Origin of the sequence: Ruegeria lacuscaerulensis (assembly GCF_013033355.1) — a bacterium.
Taxonomy (GTDB): Bacteria; Pseudomonadota; Alphaproteobacteria; order Rhodobacterales; family Rhodobacteraceae; genus Ruegeria; species Ruegeria lacuscaerulensis_A.
Genome location: NZ_WQDY01000001.1, coordinates 630472 through 648685 on the forward strand (window position 1 = coordinate 630472; position 18214 = coordinate 648685).

Genomic DNA, 18214 nt, shown 5'->3' on the forward strand with positions numbered 1-18214 from the left:
TTTTCTTCCCTAGACAGGGCCGCTGGGCACCAACACGAGGACAAATGGGACTGCAACCAGTGCAGACAACACGATGACCCCAAAGGATTTTAAGATCGAACCGAACTTATGCGCTTCATTGATGAAATGGAGTGTGACGTAAAGGCTGATTATCAAAGTCGCCACCACAAACATCACCAGCAAGAAGGGCAACACCAACGAAACCACCAGCGTTAAGACCAGCGCTGCAACCTGAAGGAACTGCAACCAGACCATCAGGATCATGAAGTCGTTGAACGTGGCCACCCCACCAAGAAAGCGTCCGATCACAAGAAACGCAACGATACTGAACATCATTGCCCCGGCCGACCTCAGCAAACCCAGGACAATAGGCTCGGGTGGTAAGGCGATTTCACCTGGCGGCACCGGGACAAGCTGCTGGATACCAACCTGGCCCAAGCTGTTCATCACAATAGCCAGGAAAAATGCCAGCCAAAGAACCTCGCGCCCCGGCTGCAAAGCCAGTAATCGCCGCGCGGCATCAGAAGGCTTGGTCACTGTTAGAACAGCTAGGTTTAGTACGGACTGAACTGTCATTGCGACACCCTCTGCGCCTGTCTGAGGCCCGAGAGCCAGAACCACAGAAAGACCACAAACCAGATCAATCCAACACCCGTCAATGCCGGACCCGGCCCGATAAAGCCTGCCACAAGGCCATTCAGCAACACCAAAGGTGTCGACGACAAAAGCGCCCAGAACAGCGCCACCCGGGCGCCATAGGCTGATCCCTTGCCTCCGACCAGCCGTGCTGCGCCATATGACACAAAGGCCAATGCGTAGAAAAACAGCGGCAGGATGATGACAGTGCCCAAAAGCGCACCGCCCATAAGCATGTTCAACTCAAGACCTTCAAGATGCGCGCGGCGGGACAAACTGGGTAGTTGTGCGATGAACGCGACCACACAAAACGCCATCACAAAGACCAAAGCCCGATCTTCGCGCTGTCCCAGTTCAAGAAGCCGGCGCACAACGCGCCCCGGCCCCCGATACGTGGCCACTATATCCGACGTTACCGGCATTAGCTGTGCCGCGACATCCAGCCTTCAAGGCGATCGACAATGGCCTGCGACAGGGCATCGTCCTCGATCTCATCCACGGCCTCGGCCAGAAACGCCAGCGTCAGCATGTTGGTTGCCTCCTTGGTCGGAACCCCGCGCGAGCGCAGATAGAACAGCGCCGTTTCATCAATCGCACCTGAGGTCGAGCCGTGCGAACACGCCACGTCATCCGCATAGATCTCAAGCTCGGGCTTGGCGAGGAATTGACTGTCGTCATCCAACAGTAGAGACTGGCTGATCTGATAACCATCGGTCTTCTGAGCGCCCTCCTTCACAAGGATCTTGCCCTGGAACACACCTGTCGCGCCGTTGCGCAGCACTTTCTTGAACACCTGACGGCTTTCACAATTCACAGCGTCATGAGTGATGAAGACGGTATCGTCGTGATGGAAATCGCCGTCACCAACGCACGCACCGGCAACATGGGCTACCGCATCGTCTCCGGTCAGCTCGACCACCTGTTCGTTGCGCGTCAGCACGCCATTCACAGTCAGGGTGAAGGATTTGTAGACCGATTCCTGCCCCAGACGCGTGAACATGTGGGTCGCGGCACGACGCTCGTGATCCCGGCCTTGCGCCCGCACGTGATGCAACACCCCACCATCGGCAATGTCGATCTCCATGCATTTGTTGAAACGCGAAGCCGCAGGGCCGTTTTCAAGGATCGTCACCTCGGCACCGCTTTCGACACGGATGATATGGTGCAGCATCGCGTCCGAGGTTTCAGAGGCATGGCGATAGATAAAGCTGATCGGCTTGGACGGTTTGCCCGAGACATGGATCGCGATCCCATCCGCCGCGAAGGCCGTATTCAACGCCGCCAGAGGACGTTGCACAGGCGATTGACCACGCGCTTCAAGCACGCCGTACAGCTCTTTCGCCCAATGAATATCCTTGAAACAGATATCCTCGATCCGATCGATAGTGACACCTTCCAGCGTCAAATCATCAGACTGTTCGGGGCTGAAAACACCATCAACGAAAACGATCTTCAAACGGTCCAGATCGGCGAACAGCATGGCCTCATCCGGGTCGAACAGCGCGGCCCGAGGGGCCTCGGGCGCTACCAGCGTATCCGGGCGGGTGTATTTCCAATACTCATCCCGGCGACCGGGCAGACCCATTTCCAGCACACGGGCCAGCGCGTCTTCGCGCGCGGCTCGAGTGCAACCGGCGTCGGGCATGACCAGATTGGCCAGCCGCGCCTCGGTTGCGGTTTGTTTCACTTCGGGCAATGCCATCAGTTCACCTCGGCCAGAATGTCTGCGTAACCGTTGTTTTCAACCTCCAGCGCCAGATCGGGGCCACCGGTTTTGACGATCTTGCCGTCCGCCATGATGTGCACAACGTCCGGTTTGATGTGATCCAACAAACGCTGATAGTGCGTGATCACCAGGAACCCACGTCCCTCGTCGCGCAACGCGTTCACACCCTCGGCCACCAGCTTCATCGCGTCCACATCCAGACCCGAGTCGGTTTCGTCCAAGATGCACATCTTGGGTTCGAGCATCGCCATTTGCAGGATCTCGTTGCGCTTTTTCTCTCCGCCCGAGAAGCCAACATTGACAGGGCGTTTCAGCATGTCTGCGTCGATCTTCAGCGACTTGGCCTTGGCGCGGACTTCTTTCAGGAAGTCAGCCGCCGACAGCTCATCCTCGCCGCGCGCCTTGCGCTGGGCATTCACGGCGGTGCGCAGGAAGGTCATGTTGCCCACGCCCGGAATTTCGACCGGGTATTGGAACGCCAGAAAGACACCAGCGGCGGCGCGCTCTTCCGGTTCCATCTCCAGCAGATCTTCGCCGTCCAGAGTCGCCGACCCATCGGTCACTTCATACCCGTCGCGCCCCGAAAGCACATAGCTGAGCGTCGACTTGCCCGAGCCATTCGGCCCCATGATCGCGTGCACCTTACCGTCCTCGACCGTCAGATCGACACCTTTGAGGATTTGCTTTTCTTCTTCCTCAAGCTTCACGTGCAGGTTCTTGATTTCAAGCATTTTTTACCCTTTTGCGTAGCGCAAGGGACCGCGCGGCCCCGATATTTTGTGAATTTCGAAATGATGCGGCTTTAGCCGACCGAACCCTCAAGGCTGATCGCAACAAGCTGTTGTGCTTCCATGGCAAACTCCATCGGCAACGCCTGCAACACGTCCTTGCAGAACCCGTTTACCACCAGCGCCACGGCCTCTTCCTCGTCCATACCGCGCTGTCGGCAGTAAAACAGCTGATCGTCATCCACCTTGGACGTCGTCGCCTCATGCTCCACACGGGACGAGTTGTTCTTGACCTCGATGTAAGGCACCGTATGCGCCCCGCATTTGTCGCCGATCAGCAAGCTGTCACACTGGGTATAATTGCGGCTGTCCTTGGCCTTTGGATGCATTGAGACCAGACCGCGATAGGTGTTCTGCGCCTTACCCGCGCTGATCCCCTTGGAAACGATGCGCGACTTGGTGTTCTTGCCCAGATGAACCATCTTCGTGCCGGTGTCGGCTTGCTGATAGTTGTTGGCGATGGCGATCGAATAGAACTCGCCCTGGCTTTCTTCGCCCCGAAGAATACACGACGGGTATTTCCAGGTTACAGCCGAACCGGTCTCGACCTGCGTCCACATCACCTTGGACCGATCGCCCCGGCAATCGGCGCGTTTGGTCACAAAGTTATAGATGCCACCCTTGCCATTCTCATCACCGGGGAACCAGTTCTGAACCGTCGAGTACTTCACCTCGGCGTCTTCTTCGATAATGATCTCGACCACAGCCGCGTGCAGCTGTGCGGTATCGCGCTGGGGTGCGGTGCAGCCTTCCAGATAGGACACATACGAGCCCTTATCGGCAATGATCAGCGTGCGTTCAAATTGGCCTGTGTTCTCCGCGTTGATACGGAAATAGGTGCTCAACTCCATCGGGCAGCGCACGCCCGGCGGGATGTAAACGAACGAGCCATCCGAGAACACGGCTGAGTTCAGAGTGGCATAAAAGTTGTCTGAGACCGGAACGACCGATCCCAGATACTTCTTGACCAGTTCGGGATGCTCGCGGATCGCCTCAGAGATCGAGCAGAAAATAACGCCGGCTTGTTTCAGCTCTTTCTGAAACGTGGTGCCAACAGAAACCGAGTCGAACACCGCGTCCACGGCAACCTTGCGACCCTCAGCCGGGGCATCCTCGGCACCTTCGACACCCGCCAAAATCATCTGTTCTTTCAGAGGGATACCTAGCTTTTCGTAAGTAGCCAGCAGCTTAGGATCGACTTCATCCAAAGACTTGGGCTTTTCCTCCATCGACTTGGGACGGGCATAGTAGTACTGGTCCTGAAAATCGATCTTGGGATAGCTGACCATCGCCCAGTTCGGCTCATCCATCTGAGTCCAGCGCTCGAACGCGGCCAAACGCCATTCGGTCATCCACTCGGGCTCTTCGTTCTTTTCCGAGATCAGGCGGACGATATCAGGGTTCACGCCCTTGGGCGCGTATTCCATCTCGATATCGGTTTCCCAGCCGTATTTATAGGTTCCGACCTCGCGTACCGCATCCACGGTTTCCTGATCGACACCCTCTTTTACCTGGGTCTGGTCCAAAGCGGCCATAAGACACCCTCCGTCTGATCACGCGGCCCGCGCGCGATGCTTTTTCTCTTTTTCAAGCCACGTTTCAGCGAAACGCAGCACATCTTCTTCCGTTGTCGCAGGCCCCAGCGAGACGCGAATTGCGCTGGCAGCTGTGACCTCGTCAAATCCCATCGCGGTCAGTACCGCACTTGCGCGTACCTTGCCGCTGGAGCAGGCCGAACCTGCGCTAATCGCAAATCCAGCCAGATCCATCTGCATGACCTGCGTCTCACCCTTCCAACCGGGCGTGGCGAAGCACAGAGTGTTCGGCAGGCGTTCCTGATCTTTCCCGACAAAAATAGTAGATTTAGAACCGGCCTCAAGGGCCTTTTCTAGAATATTTCTAAATTCTTTGACCTGCTCCCAAACACCATTGGACAGATCGCGCGCGGCCGCTTCAGCTGCGGCCCCTAACCCTACGATTCCACTAACATTTTCTGTCCCGGAGCGACGTCCCATTTCCTGACCGCCACCCTTGATCCGGGCGGGCAAATCCGTGCCGCGCTTCATCACAACCGCGCCAACGCCTTTTGGACCGCCAAGCTTATGGGCCGAGATCAATGCCATCTGGGCATCCAGCCAGTTGAACGCGATTGGTAATTTTCCAAACGCCTGAGTCGCATCGGTCACCGCCAACCCTGCTGGCAATGATTGAACGATACCCGTCTCGGAATTCGCGTATTGCAGCGTCGATTGGTCCGGCGCTGAAACCGCAACCATACCTTCTTTCGACACGCTCAAATCTTCCACTGTCCACGCGCGGACCGCATCATGTTCGATTGCAGCCCCATGCAGGCCCCGCCCCTCTAGTGTCAGCGCAGCCCCTTCGGTCGAACCCGAAGTAAACACGACATCAGCCCCTTCGGCCCCAAAGGCAGCCGCAATCTGTGCTCTTGCGCGCTCGACAAGCGCCTTAGCTGCGCGCCCTTCAGCGTGGACCGAGGATGGATTGCCGCAAATCTCCATTGCGGAGATCATCGCCTCGCGAGCCTCTGGACGCAGAGGTGTGGTGGCATTGTGATCCAGGTAAATACGATTCACAGATTCACCTTTTCAGAGCGCAGAAGTTCGATTTCAGCAAATGCCATCCTATTCGTCCACAACTGCAAAAAGGCTGGGTACGGCCGGACAAGGTGCCAGGTCATTCTTGATCACGTCCGAAAGGCGCGTTTGATGCAAGAACACATACACATGGGCGCTCAGGCCCTCCCATAGACGATTGGTTAGGGATTGCGCCCGGCTGCCGGACAAAGCTCCAGTTGCGCCAGCGCCTTTTTGTAAAGCATCGACTGTTTCATCAACGGCAGCCAAAATCTCAACAACGCGAATCTCGGACGCTGGACGGGCAAGGCGATAACCACCACCCGGCCCCCGAACCGAAGACACCAGCTCGGCCCTGCGTAGCTTGACGAACAACTGCTCGAGGTAAGGCAGAGAAATGTCTTGCCGTGCTGAAATCTCGCTGAGTGTCACCAGCCCGTCCGAGGGCTGAAGGGCGATATCGGCTAGAGCCACCATCGCATAACGACCCTTGGTCGACAGCTTCATTTGCATTCCCTCATGGCAGTTTACGCGCGAAATCATTGACGCCGCCGCTGCCAGTGCGTATCTCCGACAAGCAGCGCTCATGCGCCCAGTATCACAATTAGAACCGTTCTAAGGTGTCCAACGATTATCGTCAAGTATTTCCGGGCACCCAGAAGAAAAAGACAGGACCATCGCACACATGCCCGAGGTGATTTTTCCCGGACCAGAAGGCCGCCTGGAAGGCCGCTACCACCCGCAAAAGGAAAAAGACGCACCGATCGCCATCGTGCTTCACCCGCATCCACAATTCGGCGGGACGATGAACAACAAGGTGGTCTACAACCTGCACTACGCGTTCTACAACATGGGGTTCACCGTTCTGCGGTTCAACTTCCGTGGCGTGGGTCGCAGCCAGGGTGAGTACGATCAGGGCGTGGGTGAGCTCAGCGATGCGGCATCCGCACTGGATTACCTGCAATCGATGAACAACAACTCGAAACACTGCTGGGTAGCAGGGTTTTCCTTCGGGGCGTGGATCGGGATGCAACTGCTGATGCGCCGCCCCGAGATCACTGGCTTTATCAGCGTGTCTCCTCCGGCGAACATGTATGATTTCTCGTTCCTCGCACCCTGCCCGTCCTCGGGCTTGATCATCAATGGGTCGTCGGACCGCGTGGCCCCGCCCGCAGACACCACTGCCTTGGTCAACAAGCTGCACGAGCAAAAAGGCATCACAATCACTCATAATGAAGTGGAAGGCGCGGACCATTTCTTCCAGGATCGCCACATGGACACGTTGATCACAGATGTCAGTGACTACGTGAAGCGCCGCCTGACCGAGAACACACGCTGATGTCGGATACAGTCACCACACTTGCCGGCAGACTGGCCGAAGACACGTTGAAGGTGATGGATGAAACCGGCGAGGATCGCTTTTATGTCGAAGTTGGCGAACTGCTTGGGGCATCCTCACAGTCGCTGGAAGAGGCATTTCTGACCGAAATTCGAGTGCGGCTGTCTGAGCGTCAGGCCCGCCAATTCGTGATCCAGCGCCTTGCGGAACATCGCAAGAAAGTTAAGGCGATAGAAAAGAAATGATGGATCGGCTGTCCGCGCAAATAGAATTCCTGAAACGCGCGGACCAGCTGAAATCGGTCGAACGCGCGAACACGCTGCTGGATCAATCCCGGCAAGAAAACTCGGCGGAACACAGTTGGCATCTGGCGCTGTGGGCACTGGTAATGGCCCCCCTTGCCGACGCAAATGTTCGGATTGACCGGGTCATTCGGATGCTTTTGCTGCATGATCTGGTCGAAATCATCGTCGGTGACCATCCCATCCATCTGAAAACCGACTGGAAGTCGGTTGAGCGCGCTGAACAGAACGCCGCTCAGGAACTGTTCGGAATGTTACCCGATGACCAATCCGACGCTTTTCTGACGCTTTGGCAGGAGTTCGAGGCGGATTCTACGCCCGATGCGAAATTCGCAAAATGCCTTGATCGCTGCCAACCTCTGTTTCAGGTCCTAAACGCTCCGGAACCCAAACCAGAGCATCTGACGGTCGTCCGCGACAATCTGAACGGTGGACGCGCGGCCTATCTCGAGACCGCTCTTCCTGACGCTTTCAAGGCCGCTTACGCTTTGTTCGACGGCCAACCTGCTCCACGTTCAGAGTTTTCTGATAGGCTGCCGTTCCTTGCGGAATGCGATCAACTGAAATCCGTCTATCGCGCATCCAGGCTTTTGTCTGGTGATCGATTTGAAAACTCGGCCGAGCATTCGTGGCACATCATGCTGTTCGCTTGGGTCTTAGCAGACTGCGCCGAATTTTACGTCGACATTGGTCGCGTTCTAAGGATGTTGCTGCTGCACGACATCGTCGAAATCGACGCAGGTGATCATCCAATTCATGGTCATGTCGACCACGCGGCGCAAGCAGCCGAGGAACAAGCGGCGGCCGATCGGCTGTTCGGGCTATTGCCGAACCAGCAAAGAACTGAATGCCTAGCCTTGTGGCTTGAGTTTGAAGCCGCCGAGAGCCCCGATGCCAAATTTGCAAAGGCCGTCGACCGTTTTCAAACACCTGTTGGCAACCTTGCCACCGGTGGCGGATCATGGGTCGACTACGATGTGACATTCGCGCAGATCGAGTCGCGCGTTGGAACCCCGATTACCCGTGGCGCACCGCAACTATGGAATTGGTTGGAACCACAGCTCAAGAACTATTTCTCAGAAAAGATGACCACTTGAACGGTAAAAGAGAAAGAGGCAAGTCGCCTCTTTCCCCCCCAAGTACCAGCGGACGCTCAAACCTGAGAACCGTTTACCCGCTCAACATCTTTGGCTGCGCTTCTCTCAGCGGACCCCCCGCCAGCTAGCCACCCAAGCGCCACAACAATCGCCGATACGACGATGACAGATTTAGCAAAATTCGTCATAGCTTACTGATTAAAAAACACTGATAACTGGTCGAACAGTATCTCAAAAAGCTCGTGTAAAAACAGTATGGTTATCCTGACCTCACCTCACTTGTGCACAGGAACAAACGAAACGACTTGCCAGATGCCTGAAATCTGTGTTCAACGAGCTCAACAACACTCAATCCGAGACTTATTTTGCCTAAAGCCTATCTTTTCCTGCTTTTTGCAGTGGTCGCAGAAACGATTGGCACAACCGCGTTGCAAGCCAGTCAGCAATTCACGCGGCTCTGGCCCTCTGTATTGGTCGTGGTTGGCTACGCAATCGCGTTCTATCTGCTTGGCTTGACTCTAAAGTTCATGCCAGTTGGGATCGTTTATGCCATCTGGTCGGGCTTGGGCATTGTGCTGATTGCTGTGATCGGTTTTATCGTTTTTGGGCAGAGGCTGGACTGGCCCGCGGTGATAGGTTTGGTCATGATTTTGTCTGGAATTCTGGTTATTCACCTGTTTTCCAACACTACGGGTCACTGACGGGCGGTTAGGGCTGGCATATTTTGCCGCGTCGCGTTATGCGCGCGGCAACTTCCCGTTCAAAGGCTGACCTCATGGACCTGCGCAATATCGCAATCATCGCTCACGTTGACCACGGCAAAACGACCCTGGTGGATGAGCTGCTTAAACAATCCGGCGCGTTCCGGGAAAATCAGGCTGTGGCGGAACGCGCCATGGACAGCAACGATCTGGAGCGCGAGCGTGGGATCACCATCCTTGCCAAAGCGACTTCGGTCGAGTGGAAAGGCACCCGTATCAACATCGTTGACACCCCCGGCCACGCCGATTTCGGTGGCGAGGTTGAGCGTATCCTGTCGATGGTGGACGGTGTGGTCCTGCTGGTCGATGCCGCCGAAGGCCCGATGCCCCAGACCAAGTTTGTGACCTCGAAAGCGCTGGCGCTGGGCCTGCGCCCGATCGTGGTGTTGAACAAAGTCGACAAACCCGACGCCGAACCTGACCGCGCGTTGGATGAGTGCTTTGACCTGTTCGCCAACCTCGGTGCCGATGACCATCAGCTGGACTTCCCAGCCATGTATGCCTCGGGCCGGTCTGGTTGGGCAGATATGGAACTGGACGGCCCCCGCAAGGACCTGACCGCGCTGTTTGATCTGGTCGTGGATCACGTCCCGGCCCCCAAACAAGCCGAAAAGAAAGACGAGCCGTTCCGTATGCTGGCCACCACGCTGGGAAGCGACCCGTTCATCGGCCGCATCCTGACCGGCCGTGTGGAAAGCGGTACGCTGAAGGCGGGCGACAGCCTCAAGGCGCTGTCGCGCGACGGCACGCTGATCGAAAACTTCCGCGCTTCGAAAATCCTGGCCTTCCGCGGCCTGGCGCAACAGCCCATCGACGTGGCCGAAGCTGGTGACATCGTCACCATCGCGGGCATGAGCAAAGCCACCGTAGCCGACTCGCTGGTCGCACCTCAGGTCGAAGAGGCCCTGCCCGCCCAACCGATTGACCCGCCGACTATCACTGTGACTTTCGGCATCAACGACTCGCCTCTGGCCGGTCGCGACGGCAAAAAGGTGCAGTCCCGTGTGATCCGCGACCGCCTGATGAAAGAGGCCGAATCGAACGTCGCCATCCGCATCACCGACACTCCCGGCGGCGAAGCCTTCGAGGTTGCAGGCCGCGGCGAATTGCAGATGGGTGTTCTGATCGAGAACATGCGCCGCGAGGGATTTGAGCTCAGCATCTCTCGCCCGCAGGTTCTGTTCCGCGAAGAAGACGGCCAGCGTCTGGAGCCCATTGAGGAAGTCACGATTGACGTTGACGATGAATACTCGGGTGCTGTGATCGAAAAGATCACAGGCGCGCGCAAAGGCGAGCTGGTCGAAATGCGCCCCGCCGGTGCAGGAAAGACCCGCATCATCGCGCATGTGCCTTCGCGCGGACTGATCGGCTATCACGGAGAGTTCCTGACCGACACGCGCGGAACCGGTGTTCTGAACCGCGTGTTCCACGGCTGGGCGGCACACAAAGGCCCGATTCCCGGCCGCCGCGCTGGTGTTCTGATCTCGATGGAGAACGGACAGGCCGTCGCCTACGCCCTGTGGAACCTCGAAGAGCGTGGCCGCATGTTCGTGGGTCCGCAGACGGATGTCTATCAAGGTATGGTCATCGGAGAGCATTCACGGGACAATGATCTGGAAGTGAACCCACTTAAGGGCAAAAAACTGACCAACGTACGTGCCAGCGGATCGGATGACGCCGTCCGCCTGACACCTCATGTTCAGTTCTCACTTGAGGAAGCCATCGCCTATATCGACGATGACGAACTGGTTGAGGTGACGCCTAACGCCATCCGGTTGCGTAAACGCTTTTTGGATCCGCACGAACGCAAGCGCATGGCAAAATCTGCGTAGACCTTTCAGTGAAATAGTTCACTGATTGGAAACATTGCCCCATTAGTGACATTTTTGCGTACATTAATGCAAAATTAACAAAAACAAGGCCCGCCACTCCGGCGGGCTTTTCTTTTGTTTTTCAATATCGTTCCACCATAACGAGAGTTTTTTCCCGTTTTCTTGTTGTCACACATCTTGAAAATACGGCGAGGGATTGATCTATTTATGTTTAAATTGTGGCAACGGTGTGCTCAGGTAGCACAGGTTAAAGAGTACCAGGGGGCGTAATCATGCGCGTTAAAAGTCGTTTATTATCTATTGTTTTTGTGTCAGCAACTATTCCAATTGTGTCGACAACGGCAGCTACAGCTGCCGAGAAGTGCACTATTAAAACAGCTCGCCAGTCCGTTTCCACGGAAACACTTTGTGCTTGTGAGGTCGTGGAATCCAGGATGTTGCGGTACCTGCAACGCAGGCCTGATTTTGATGACATCTTGGCCAGAACATTGGAAAGTTGTCCGGCTTTCGCAGCCGTGTTGACTGATATTCCCACCGCCAGCATTTCAAACAATCAAAGATCCGGTGATGGCGACGCAAATCCTGGTGAGGGCCTAACTTTCGGCGGTGGTACCGGTGGCAGTGGTCCAACTAATCCAGGCGGTGGCCCAACTAATCCAGGCAGTGGCCCGACGAACCCAGGTGGTGGCGGAACCGGCGGCGGCGGCGGTGGAACCGGCGGCCCAGGAAATGGTAATGGTAACAACCCCAACCCCGGTAACGGCGGTGGCAACACCGGAGGGTCCGGCCCCGGCACCGGCAATGGTGGCGGCAACAATGGCAATGGCAATGGTGGTGGCAACGGGACCGGAAACGGGAACGGCAACGGAAACGGTGGCAGCATCTTTGGCGGACCCGGAAATGGCAACGGGAATAGCCCCAATTCCGGCAACGGCGGCGGTAACACAAATGGATCAGGCCAAGGTTCCGGAAACGGCGGCAACAACAACGGCAACAGCGGCGGCACCAACGGCAACGGCAATGGTGGAAATGTCGGTGGTGTCGGCGGCGGCAACGGCGGGTCAGGTGGTATTTTCAACTAACTGACTCTGGTTGAACGCAATGAGGATCGCAAAACACTCTTATTGCGGACAATACAAACAAAGATCAAAATAAGCGGGGCGCCAAAATTGGCGCCCCGTTTCTTTGGTAATCTCCATTGACCAAGTGGTCACAAATTAACTACGGCGGTAGACACCCACCCAATTCTCTGGCTGTCGTGGGTCTTGCATCCGTAAGAAAAGATACCGGGTATCCGACCACGGTTTGATCGTGTTGGTCAAATTATCCAGCACCAGATCACCCGCTGCGGATCTGTAGACCAAAACGGCATGCGCATTTCTTCGCGTATCCAGCACAGTCGCTATCAGCAATTTACTTGGGTCAATTCCTGCGCGAATTAGATCTCTTTTTTTCAAAAGAGCAAAGTCTTCGCAGTCCCCACCACGTCTGGTCGGCAACGCCCATCTCTCTACGGTTCTATACTGAGATTGGTCCGTAACTTCACGCGTAGTCCGATTGATCTTACGATTCACGCGTTTAACAATCTGCAATTCCTGCTGGCTTGTCATCGCCACCGAAGCAGTGCTGGAACATGCCCATGAGTATTGGCGACACAGCTGTCTTGCTCCGGCAGGCGGAGGTGTAGATGCCACGCTCCTGATGAAGTCTCCTTCGCTGGCTTCCACAGATTTCCCAACGACACTGACCGCCGCGAGAATCGCGCAAACACCCAAAACCTTGCCTGTCGCGGTGAACGCCTGCTCTACAAACGAATTCATGCCTGTCCCTCGATCCTGGTCTCTCCGAACGATTGTCGACAGACAGGACCGTATTCCGATTTAGGAAACTATCGGTAAACGGACGCGGCAGCGCAATCTGGGCTTAAGGTGGATGGAAAAAGAGGCGGAAATTCGTCACTTTTCATGACCATTTCGCGCTGAATTTGTCGGGTTACTGCCACAATTGAGGCAACCAACGAGAGCGAAAACGTGCATATATAAAATACAAGGTATTGTTATTATTTAAAAAACAGAAAAAAATTTCAAAACTAAATTCACTGAAACGGCCAGATAACATATAGGCCGAAATCCGCGCATTCTCTAGGCCGTCCGTCAGCATTCACCAGACGGCCTTGATGATTCTATTCGGTGATTTCGACGACGACCAATTCGCGTTCACTCGCACCACGTGCGTGGTCAAGGGCCTTTTGGTAGTCGGGCGAATTGTAACAATCGACAGCAGCTTCGACCGAAGGGAATCTGGCTACTACATTACGCGGGCGCTCTTTTCCCTCAAGCTGCACATAGCGTGCAGCACGTGCAATGAATTGCCCCCCATGGGCGGCAATCGCCGGACCCGCCAACTCGGCGTATTTTCCGTAAGCCTGGTTGTCCGTCACAGTGACATGTGCGATCCAAAGTGCGGGCATGTTACCCCTCCAATACCTGTTCGGCGGCCTTGATGGCCGCATCCGCATTCGACGCATCTCGGCCACCGCCTTGCGCCATGTCCGGGCGACCACCGCCGCCCTTGCCGCCCAGCTCGACCACTGCGGCGCGCACCAGATCCACGGCCGAGACCTTTTCGGTCAGGTCCGCGGTCACTCCAGCCGCTACAGCCGCCTTGCCACCCGCATCCGCGATCAGCAGAACCGCACCTGACCCAAGACGGCTTTTGTGTTCGTCGATCAACGCGGGAAGGTCTTTTCCGGAAACGCCGCTCAGCGCCTGCGCCAAGAACGGTACACCGTTCACATCCTTCGCCTCAGCACTGCCCTGCCCCGAACCGCCCGCCATCGCCAGATCACGGCGCAATTGGGCCACTTCGTTCTGCAGCGCTTTGCGTTCGTCCAGCAGGGATTTCACGCGCCCAACCACATCATCAGGCTGCGCCTTCAACTCGGACGCAATCTGGCCCAACCGTTGATCCTGCGCCGACAGGTGGCGGAACGCCTCATCCCCGGTCAGAGCTTCGATCCGGCGCACACCGGCGCTGCTGGCACTGTCGCCCAACACCACAAAAGTGCCGATATCCCCGGTCTGGCGCACATGGGTGCCGCCGCACAGTTCAATCGACCATGTTTCGCCATCCTGACCTTTACCCGTGGGCGCTTTGCCCATCGAGACAACCCGCACCTCGTCACCGTATTTCTCACCAAACAGCGCCTGCGCGCCCAGATCCCGCGCGTCGTCGGGCGTCATGATCCGCGTCTCGACGGCCGAATTCTGGCGAATGAATACGTTCACTTCACGCTCGACTTTTTGCAGTTCTTCGACGCTCAGCGCTTTGGAGTGGCTGAAGTCGAACCGCAGCCGGTCCGCCGCGTTCAAAGAGCCGCGCTGCGCCACATGGTCGCCCAGCGTTTCGCGCAGCGCCTCGTGCAGCAGGTGCGTGGCCGAGTGGTTTGCCCGGATCGCGCTGCGGCGGGTGTGATCGACCTCAAGCTCGACCCCGTCGCCTTTGGACAGCGTGCCCTGGCTGACGGTCACCTTATGCGCATAGACCTTACCTTCGGCAAATTTGCGCGTGTCTTCGACCTTGGCCACATCCTGCAAATTTTCAAGCCGCCGAATTTCGCCGGTATCCCCGACCTGACCACCGGCCTCACCATAGAACGGGGTCTGGTTCACGATGACCCAACCGGTGCCACCCTGCTCGATGGTGTCGACCAGCGCGCCATCCACGACCAGAGCAGCCACCTGCCCTTCGGCTTTTTCGGCATCATAGCCAAGGAAATCCGTGGCCCCGGCGCTGTCCAGCACGTCAAACCAAACGGCCTGATCCGCCGCCTCGCCCGAGCCCGCCCAAGCAGCGCGCGCCTTGGCCTTTTGTTCGGCCATGGCTGCATCGAACCCGTCGGTATCCACGGTCCGGCCCTTTTCACGCAGCGCATCCTGCGTCAAATCCAGCGGGAAGCCATAGGTGTCATAGAGCTTGAACGCCGCATCACCGGGCAGAGCCTCACCTTCGGGCAGGCCCGCGACCTCATCATCCAGCAGTTTCAGACCGCGATCCAAGGTCTGCTTGAACCGAGTTTCCTCAAGCAGCAGTGTTTCTTCGATCAGCACCTGCGCCTGTCCCAGTTCCGTATATTGCGCACCCATAAGCTGCACCAGCGAGGGCACGAGGCGATGCATTACCGGATCTTTCGCGCCCAGCAGATGCGCATGGCGCATGGCGCGGCGCATGATCCGACGCAGAACATAGCCGCGCCCGTCATTGCTGGGCATCACTCCATCGGCAATCAGGAACGAGGTCGACCGCAGGTGATCCGCAATCACGCGGTGATGCACGTTCTGATCGCCATAAGGATCAACGCCGGTGGCATCGGCAGACGCTTCGATCAGCGTTTTGAACAGGTCGGTGTCATAGTTGTCATGGCTGCCCTGCAGCAGCGCGCCGATCCGCTCCAGCCCCATGCCGGTGTCAATGGACTGCATGTCCAGCTCCACCATCGAGCTATCCTCGAACTGTTCATTCTGCATGAACACGATGTTCCAGATTTCGATGAACCGGTCGCCATCTTCCTCGGCCGAGCCCGGAGGGCCGCCCCAGATGTGATCGCCGTGGTCATAGAAAATCTCGGTGCACGGGCCGCACGGGCCGGTCGGGCCCATCTGCCAGAAATTGTCATTGGTGGCGATGCGGATGATCCGGTCTTCGGGCACGCCGACCTTTTTCCAGATTTCGAAAGCTTCATCGTCGGTGTGATAGACCGTGGTCAGCAGGCGGTTCTTGTCGATGCCGAATTCCTTGGTGATCAGCTCCCACGCGAAGGGGATCGCCTCATGCTTGAAGTAATCCCCAAACGAGAAATTCCCCAGCATCTCAAAGAATGTATGGTGGCGCGCGGTATAGCCCACATTGTCCAGATCGTTGTGTTTGCCACCTGCGCGCACACACTTCTGCGCAGTGGTCGCCCGGCTGTAATCGCGCGTCTCAAGCCCGGTGAACAGGTTCTTGAACTGCACCATGCCCGAGTTCACGAACATCAGGGTAGGGTCATTGCGCGGCACGAGCGGGCTGGACGCCACAACTTCATGCCCCTGTTTGGCGAAATAGTTCAGAAAGGTCGATCGGATATCGTTCAGCGTGGGCATTAGGCTCTCTCAGCGCGCAATCATCTTGTTCGAAAACGGGTTTATCGCTGTCCCTGCGGATAGTCCACAGGTGAGGCTGCGCAAACGAAACAAGGCGGCCCCAATGGACCGCCCTGCGTTCACAATTCCGGGATGCCGTCAGGCTTCTAAAATATCGTCGTCCTCAGTGGCACCGGGCGGCATATCGAAATCCAACCCATGCGCAGCGCGGATTTTGTCCTCAATCTCCAGCGCCGAGCGGCTGTTGTCGCGCAGATATTGTTTGGCATTCTCACGCCCCTGCCCGATCCGCTCGTCCCCGTAGCTGAACCAAGAGCCCGACTTCTCAACCACACCGGCCTTAACGCCCAGATCCAGCAGCTCGCCCATCTTGCTGATGCCCTCGCCATACATGATGTCGAATTCCACCTGTTTGAACGGCGGGGCCACCTTATTCTTGACGACCTTGACGCGGGTCTGATTGCCGACCACTTCGTCGCGGTCCTTGATCGCGCCGATACGCCGGATGTCCAAACGAACCGAGCTGTAGAATTTCAGCGCGTTACCCCCAGTGGTCGTCTCCGGGCTGCCAAACATCACACCGATTTTCATCCGTATCTGGTTGATGAAGATCACCATACAGTTCGAACGGCTGATCGAACCGGTTAGCTTGCGCATTGCCTGGCTCATCAAACGGGCCTGCACGCCGACATTGCTGTCGCCCATGTCGCCCTCAAGCTCGGATTTCGGCGTCAGCGCTGCAACCGAGTCGACCACAACCATGTTCACCGCGCCCGAGCGGACCAGCGTATCGGTGATCTCAAGCGCCTGTTCTCCGGTGTCGGGCTGTGAGATTAGCAACTCATCCAGATCGACACCCAGCTTGCGGGCATATTGCGGGTCCAGCGCGTGTTCCGCGTCAACGAACGCACAGACACCGCCACGCTTTTGCTGTTCTGCAATGCAATGCAGCGTCAGCGTCGTCTTGCCCGAGCTTTCTGGCCCGTAAATCTCAACAATCCGGCCCATCGGCAAGCCGCCGATCCCCAGCGCGATATCCAGACCCAGCGAGCCGGTCGAGCTGGCCTCGATATCCTGTTTGGAGTCCTCACCCAGCTTCATGATCGAACCCTTGCCGAACTGCCGTTCAATCTGGGCCAGCGCGCTGTCGAGCGCCTTTTGCTTGTCTGCGTTTTTCTTGTCGCTCATCGTCAGAAGATCCGCCATTGTCCTGTCGCCTTCTCTTGTGTCACACCCTTGAACGGGCGGCAATCACTGCTTTGTTCGCCTCTTGTTCCTTATGAGATCAAAAAGAGAACATTTCAACTAAAACTTACAATATTTACTCTTGGGCAATTGTGTTAAAGAGTCGTTTACGCCACTGTACAAAGATAACCACTCGTTCTGGCAGACACATAAATGCTTGTTTTCTATGAGGAACGCCTGGCGTTTCTGGCTGTTCCCAAAACCGGCAGCACCGCATATCACTCAGCTCTGAAAGACCGGGCGGACCTTGTCGTGACCGGTCCTCCGGCATTGAAACACGCTCCAGTTCGGCGATGTGACAGGTTTTTTCAGAATATCTTCCGAAAAATGTATGACACTGACATGGAGATCATGGCCGTCGTCCGGGAACCAATCGACTGGTTAGGCAGTTGGTACAAGTTTCGTAGCCGTGACGAACGGATTGGGCATCCGCACTCGACCCGCGACATGAGCTTCGATGACTACGTTCAGGCCTATATGAAGTCACCCCGCCCCGAATACGCAGATGTCGGCAGTCAGAGTCAGTTTTTCCGCACGCGCAGCAATGGCCGCGGTGCGGATCATGTGTTCAAATACGAGAATCAAGACAAGATTCTGGATTTTCTGGAAAACCGACTGGACATGAAGATTGCTCTGCAGCGCGAAAACGTCTCTCCAACCCGTGACTTGGCGCTAAGTGCAAAGACTGAACAGAAGTTCCGCAAACGTCATGCGCTGGAATTTGAGTGCCACGAAAAAGCGCAGTAGCGT

Annotated in this window: 18 protein-coding genes; 7 read left to right on the forward strand and 11 right to left on the reverse strand. The window is 56.6% G+C overall.

All coding sequences use genetic code 11. The annotated features are described in order from the left end of the window. Positions 1-9: 9 nt before the first annotated feature. From GOW48_RS03090 to iscR, 7 genes are all read right to left on the reverse strand, one after another. A complete protein-coding gene (locus GOW48_RS03090) occupies positions 10-576 on the reverse strand; it encodes a YIP1 family protein (protein ID WP_170751276.1) in 567 nt (188 codons plus the stop codon). Further along, positions 573-1058: a YIP1 family protein gene (locus GOW48_RS03095; RefSeq protein ID WP_170751278.1), complete on the reverse strand. Its 486-nt coding sequence runs from the start codon at positions 1056-1058 to the stop codon at positions 573-575. Before GOW48_RS03095 ends, GOW48_RS03090 begins: the two co-directional genes overlap by 4 nt. Next, complete coding sequence (locus GOW48_RS03100) at positions 1058-2338, reverse strand: SufB/SufD family protein (RefSeq protein ID WP_170354219.1); 1281 nt, start codon at positions 2336-2338, stop codon at positions 1058-1060. Before GOW48_RS03100 ends, GOW48_RS03095 begins: the two co-directional genes overlap by 1 nt. Further along, entirely contained in the window at positions 2338-3093 is a 756-nt protein-coding gene (gene sufC, locus GOW48_RS03105; RefSeq protein ID WP_170354220.1) for a Fe-S cluster assembly ATPase SufC, read from the reverse strand. The genes GOW48_RS03100 and sufC overlap by 1 nt, the downstream gene beginning before the upstream one ends. 71 nt (positions 3094-3164) lie before the next feature. Continuing rightward, positions 3165-4685 carry a Fe-S cluster assembly protein SufB gene (gene sufB / locus GOW48_RS03110; protein WP_170751280.1) on the reverse strand — a complete coding sequence of 507 codons (1521 nt, stop codon included), beginning with the start codon at positions 4683-4685 and terminating at the stop codon, positions 3165-3167. Positions 4686-4703: 18 nt separating this feature from the next. After that, on the reverse strand, positions 4704-5747 hold the full coding sequence (locus GOW48_RS03115) for a cysteine desulfurase family protein (RefSeq protein ID WP_170751282.1): 1044 nt from the start codon (positions 5745-5747) through the stop codon (positions 4704-4706). A gap of 48 nt (positions 5748-5795) precedes the next feature. Further along, positions 5796-6254: a Fe-S cluster assembly transcriptional regulator IscR gene (gene iscR, locus GOW48_RS03120; RefSeq protein ID WP_170354223.1), complete on the reverse strand. Its 459-nt coding sequence runs from the start codon at positions 6252-6254 to the stop codon at positions 5796-5798. Positions 6255-6432: 178 nt separating this feature from the next. Between iscR and GOW48_RS03125 the strand changes: the two genes are divergently transcribed. The 6 genes from GOW48_RS03125 (at position 6433) to GOW48_RS03150 (ending at position 12160) form a co-directional block, all read left to right on the forward strand. After that, positions 6433-7086: an alpha/beta hydrolase gene (locus GOW48_RS03125; protein WP_142633729.1), complete on the forward strand. Its 654-nt coding sequence runs from the start codon at positions 6433-6435 to the stop codon at positions 7084-7086. Further along, on the forward strand, positions 7086-7331 hold the full coding sequence (locus GOW48_RS03130) for a hypothetical protein (protein ID WP_170751284.1): 246 nt from the start codon (positions 7086-7088) through the stop codon (positions 7329-7331). Before GOW48_RS03125 ends, GOW48_RS03130 begins: the two co-directional genes overlap by 1 nt. Then, the gene (locus GOW48_RS03135; RefSeq protein WP_170751286.1) at positions 7328-8485 is read left to right on the forward strand and encodes an HD domain-containing protein; all 1158 of its coding nucleotides are present in this window, start codon (positions 7328-7330) and stop codon (positions 8483-8485) included. The genes GOW48_RS03130 and GOW48_RS03135 overlap by 4 nt, the downstream gene beginning before the upstream one ends. Positions 8486-8850: 365 nt before the next feature. Continuing rightward, positions 8851-9186, forward strand: coding sequence for a DMT family transporter (locus GOW48_RS03140; RefSeq protein WP_170354226.1), 336 nt, complete (start codon positions 8851-8853; stop codon positions 9184-9186). A gap of 74 nt (positions 9187-9260) precedes the next feature. Further along, positions 9261-11078 (forward strand): translational GTPase TypA, encoded by a 1818-nt coding sequence (gene typA / locus GOW48_RS03145; protein WP_170751393.1) that lies wholly within the window; start codon positions 9261-9263, stop codon positions 11076-11078. Positions 11079-11596: 518 nt separating this feature from the next. After that, positions 11597-12160: a hypothetical protein gene (locus GOW48_RS03150; protein WP_170751288.1), complete on the forward strand. Its 564-nt coding sequence runs from the start codon at positions 11597-11599 to the stop codon at positions 12158-12160. Between the two features lie 135 nt (positions 12161-12295). Here GOW48_RS03150 and GOW48_RS03155 read toward each other — a convergent pair whose 3' ends face one another. The 4 genes from GOW48_RS03155 to recA all read right to left on the reverse strand — a co-directional run bounded on the left by GOW48_RS03155 (position 12296) and on the right by recA (position 17425). Further along, entirely contained in the window at positions 12296-12898 is a 603-nt protein-coding gene (locus GOW48_RS03155) for a transglutaminase-like cysteine peptidase (protein WP_170751290.1), read from the reverse strand. 362 nt (positions 12899-13260) lie between these two features. Then, positions 13261-13548 carry a DUF1330 domain-containing protein gene (locus GOW48_RS03160; protein WP_170751292.1) on the reverse strand — a complete coding sequence of 96 codons (288 nt, stop codon included), beginning with the start codon at positions 13546-13548 and terminating at the stop codon, positions 13261-13263. A 1-nt stretch (position 13549) separates the two neighbouring features. Next, entirely contained in the window at positions 13550-16219 is a 2670-nt protein-coding gene (gene alaS / locus GOW48_RS03165) for an alanine--tRNA ligase (RefSeq protein ID WP_170751294.1), read from the reverse strand. 138 nt (positions 16220-16357) lie between these two features. Continuing rightward, a complete protein-coding gene (gene recA, locus GOW48_RS03170; protein ID WP_170354230.1) occupies positions 16358-17425 on the reverse strand; it encodes a recombinase RecA in 1068 nt (355 codons plus the stop codon). A gap of 192 nt (positions 17426-17617) precedes the next feature. Here recA and GOW48_RS03175 point away from each other — a divergent pair, with 192 nt between their 5' ends. Beyond that, positions 17618-18211, forward strand: coding sequence for a gamma-glutamyl kinase (locus GOW48_RS03175; protein WP_170751296.1), 594 nt, complete (start codon positions 17618-17620; stop codon positions 18209-18211). The last annotated feature ends 3 nt before the right edge of the window (positions 18212-18214 follow it).

Coding starts and splice junctions, on each gene's coding strand:
- GOW48_RS03100 (WP_170354219.1), bottom strand. CDS start 2,338: ATGGCATTGCCCGAAGTGAAACAAACCGCAACCGAGGCGCGGCTGGCC.
- GOW48_RS03090 (WP_170751276.1), bottom strand. CDS start 576: ATGACAGTTCAGTCCGTACTAAACCTAGCTGTTCTAACAGTGACCAAG.
- GOW48_RS03135 (WP_170751286.1), top strand. CDS start 7,328: ATGATGGATCGGCTGTCCGCGCAAATAGAATTCCTGAAACGCGCGGAC.
- typA (WP_170751393.1), top strand. CDS start 9,261: ATGGACCTGCGCAATATCGCAATCATCGCTCACGTTGACCACGGCAAA.
- GOW48_RS03175 (WP_170751296.1), top strand. CDS start 17,618: ATGCTTGTTTTCTATGAGGAACGCCTGGCGTTTCTGGCTGTTCCCAAA.
- recA (WP_170354230.1), bottom strand. CDS start 17,425: ATGGCGGATCTTCTGACGATGAGCGACAAGAAAAACGCAGACAAGCAA.
- alaS (WP_170751294.1), bottom strand. CDS start 16,219: ATGCCCACGCTGAACGATATCCGATCGACCTTTCTGAACTATTTCGCC.
- GOW48_RS03125 (WP_142633729.1), top strand. CDS start 6,433: ATGCCCGAGGTGATTTTTCCCGGACCAGAAGGCCGCCTGGAAGGCCGC.
- GOW48_RS03155 (WP_170751290.1), bottom strand. CDS start 12,898: ATGAATTCGTTTGTAGAGCAGGCGTTCACCGCGACAGGCAAGGTTTTG.
- GOW48_RS03130 (WP_170751284.1), top strand. CDS start 7,086: ATGTCGGATACAGTCACCACACTTGCCGGCAGACTGGCCGAAGACACG.
- GOW48_RS03095 (WP_170751278.1), bottom strand. CDS start 1,058: ATGCCGGTAACGTCGGATATAGTGGCCACGTATCGGGGGCCGGGGCGC.
- GOW48_RS03160 (WP_170751292.1), bottom strand. CDS start 13,548: ATGCCCGCACTTTGGATCGCACATGTCACTGTGACGGACAACCAGGCT.
- sufC (WP_170354220.1), bottom strand. CDS start 3,093: ATGCTTGAAATCAAGAACCTGCACGTGAAGCTTGAGGAAGAAGAAAAG.
- sufB (WP_170751280.1), bottom strand. CDS start 4,685: ATGGCCGCTTTGGACCAGACCCAGGTAAAAGAGGGTGTCGATCAGGAA.
- iscR (WP_170354223.1), bottom strand. CDS start 6,254: ATGAAGCTGTCGACCAAGGGTCGTTATGCGATGGTGGCTCTAGCCGAT.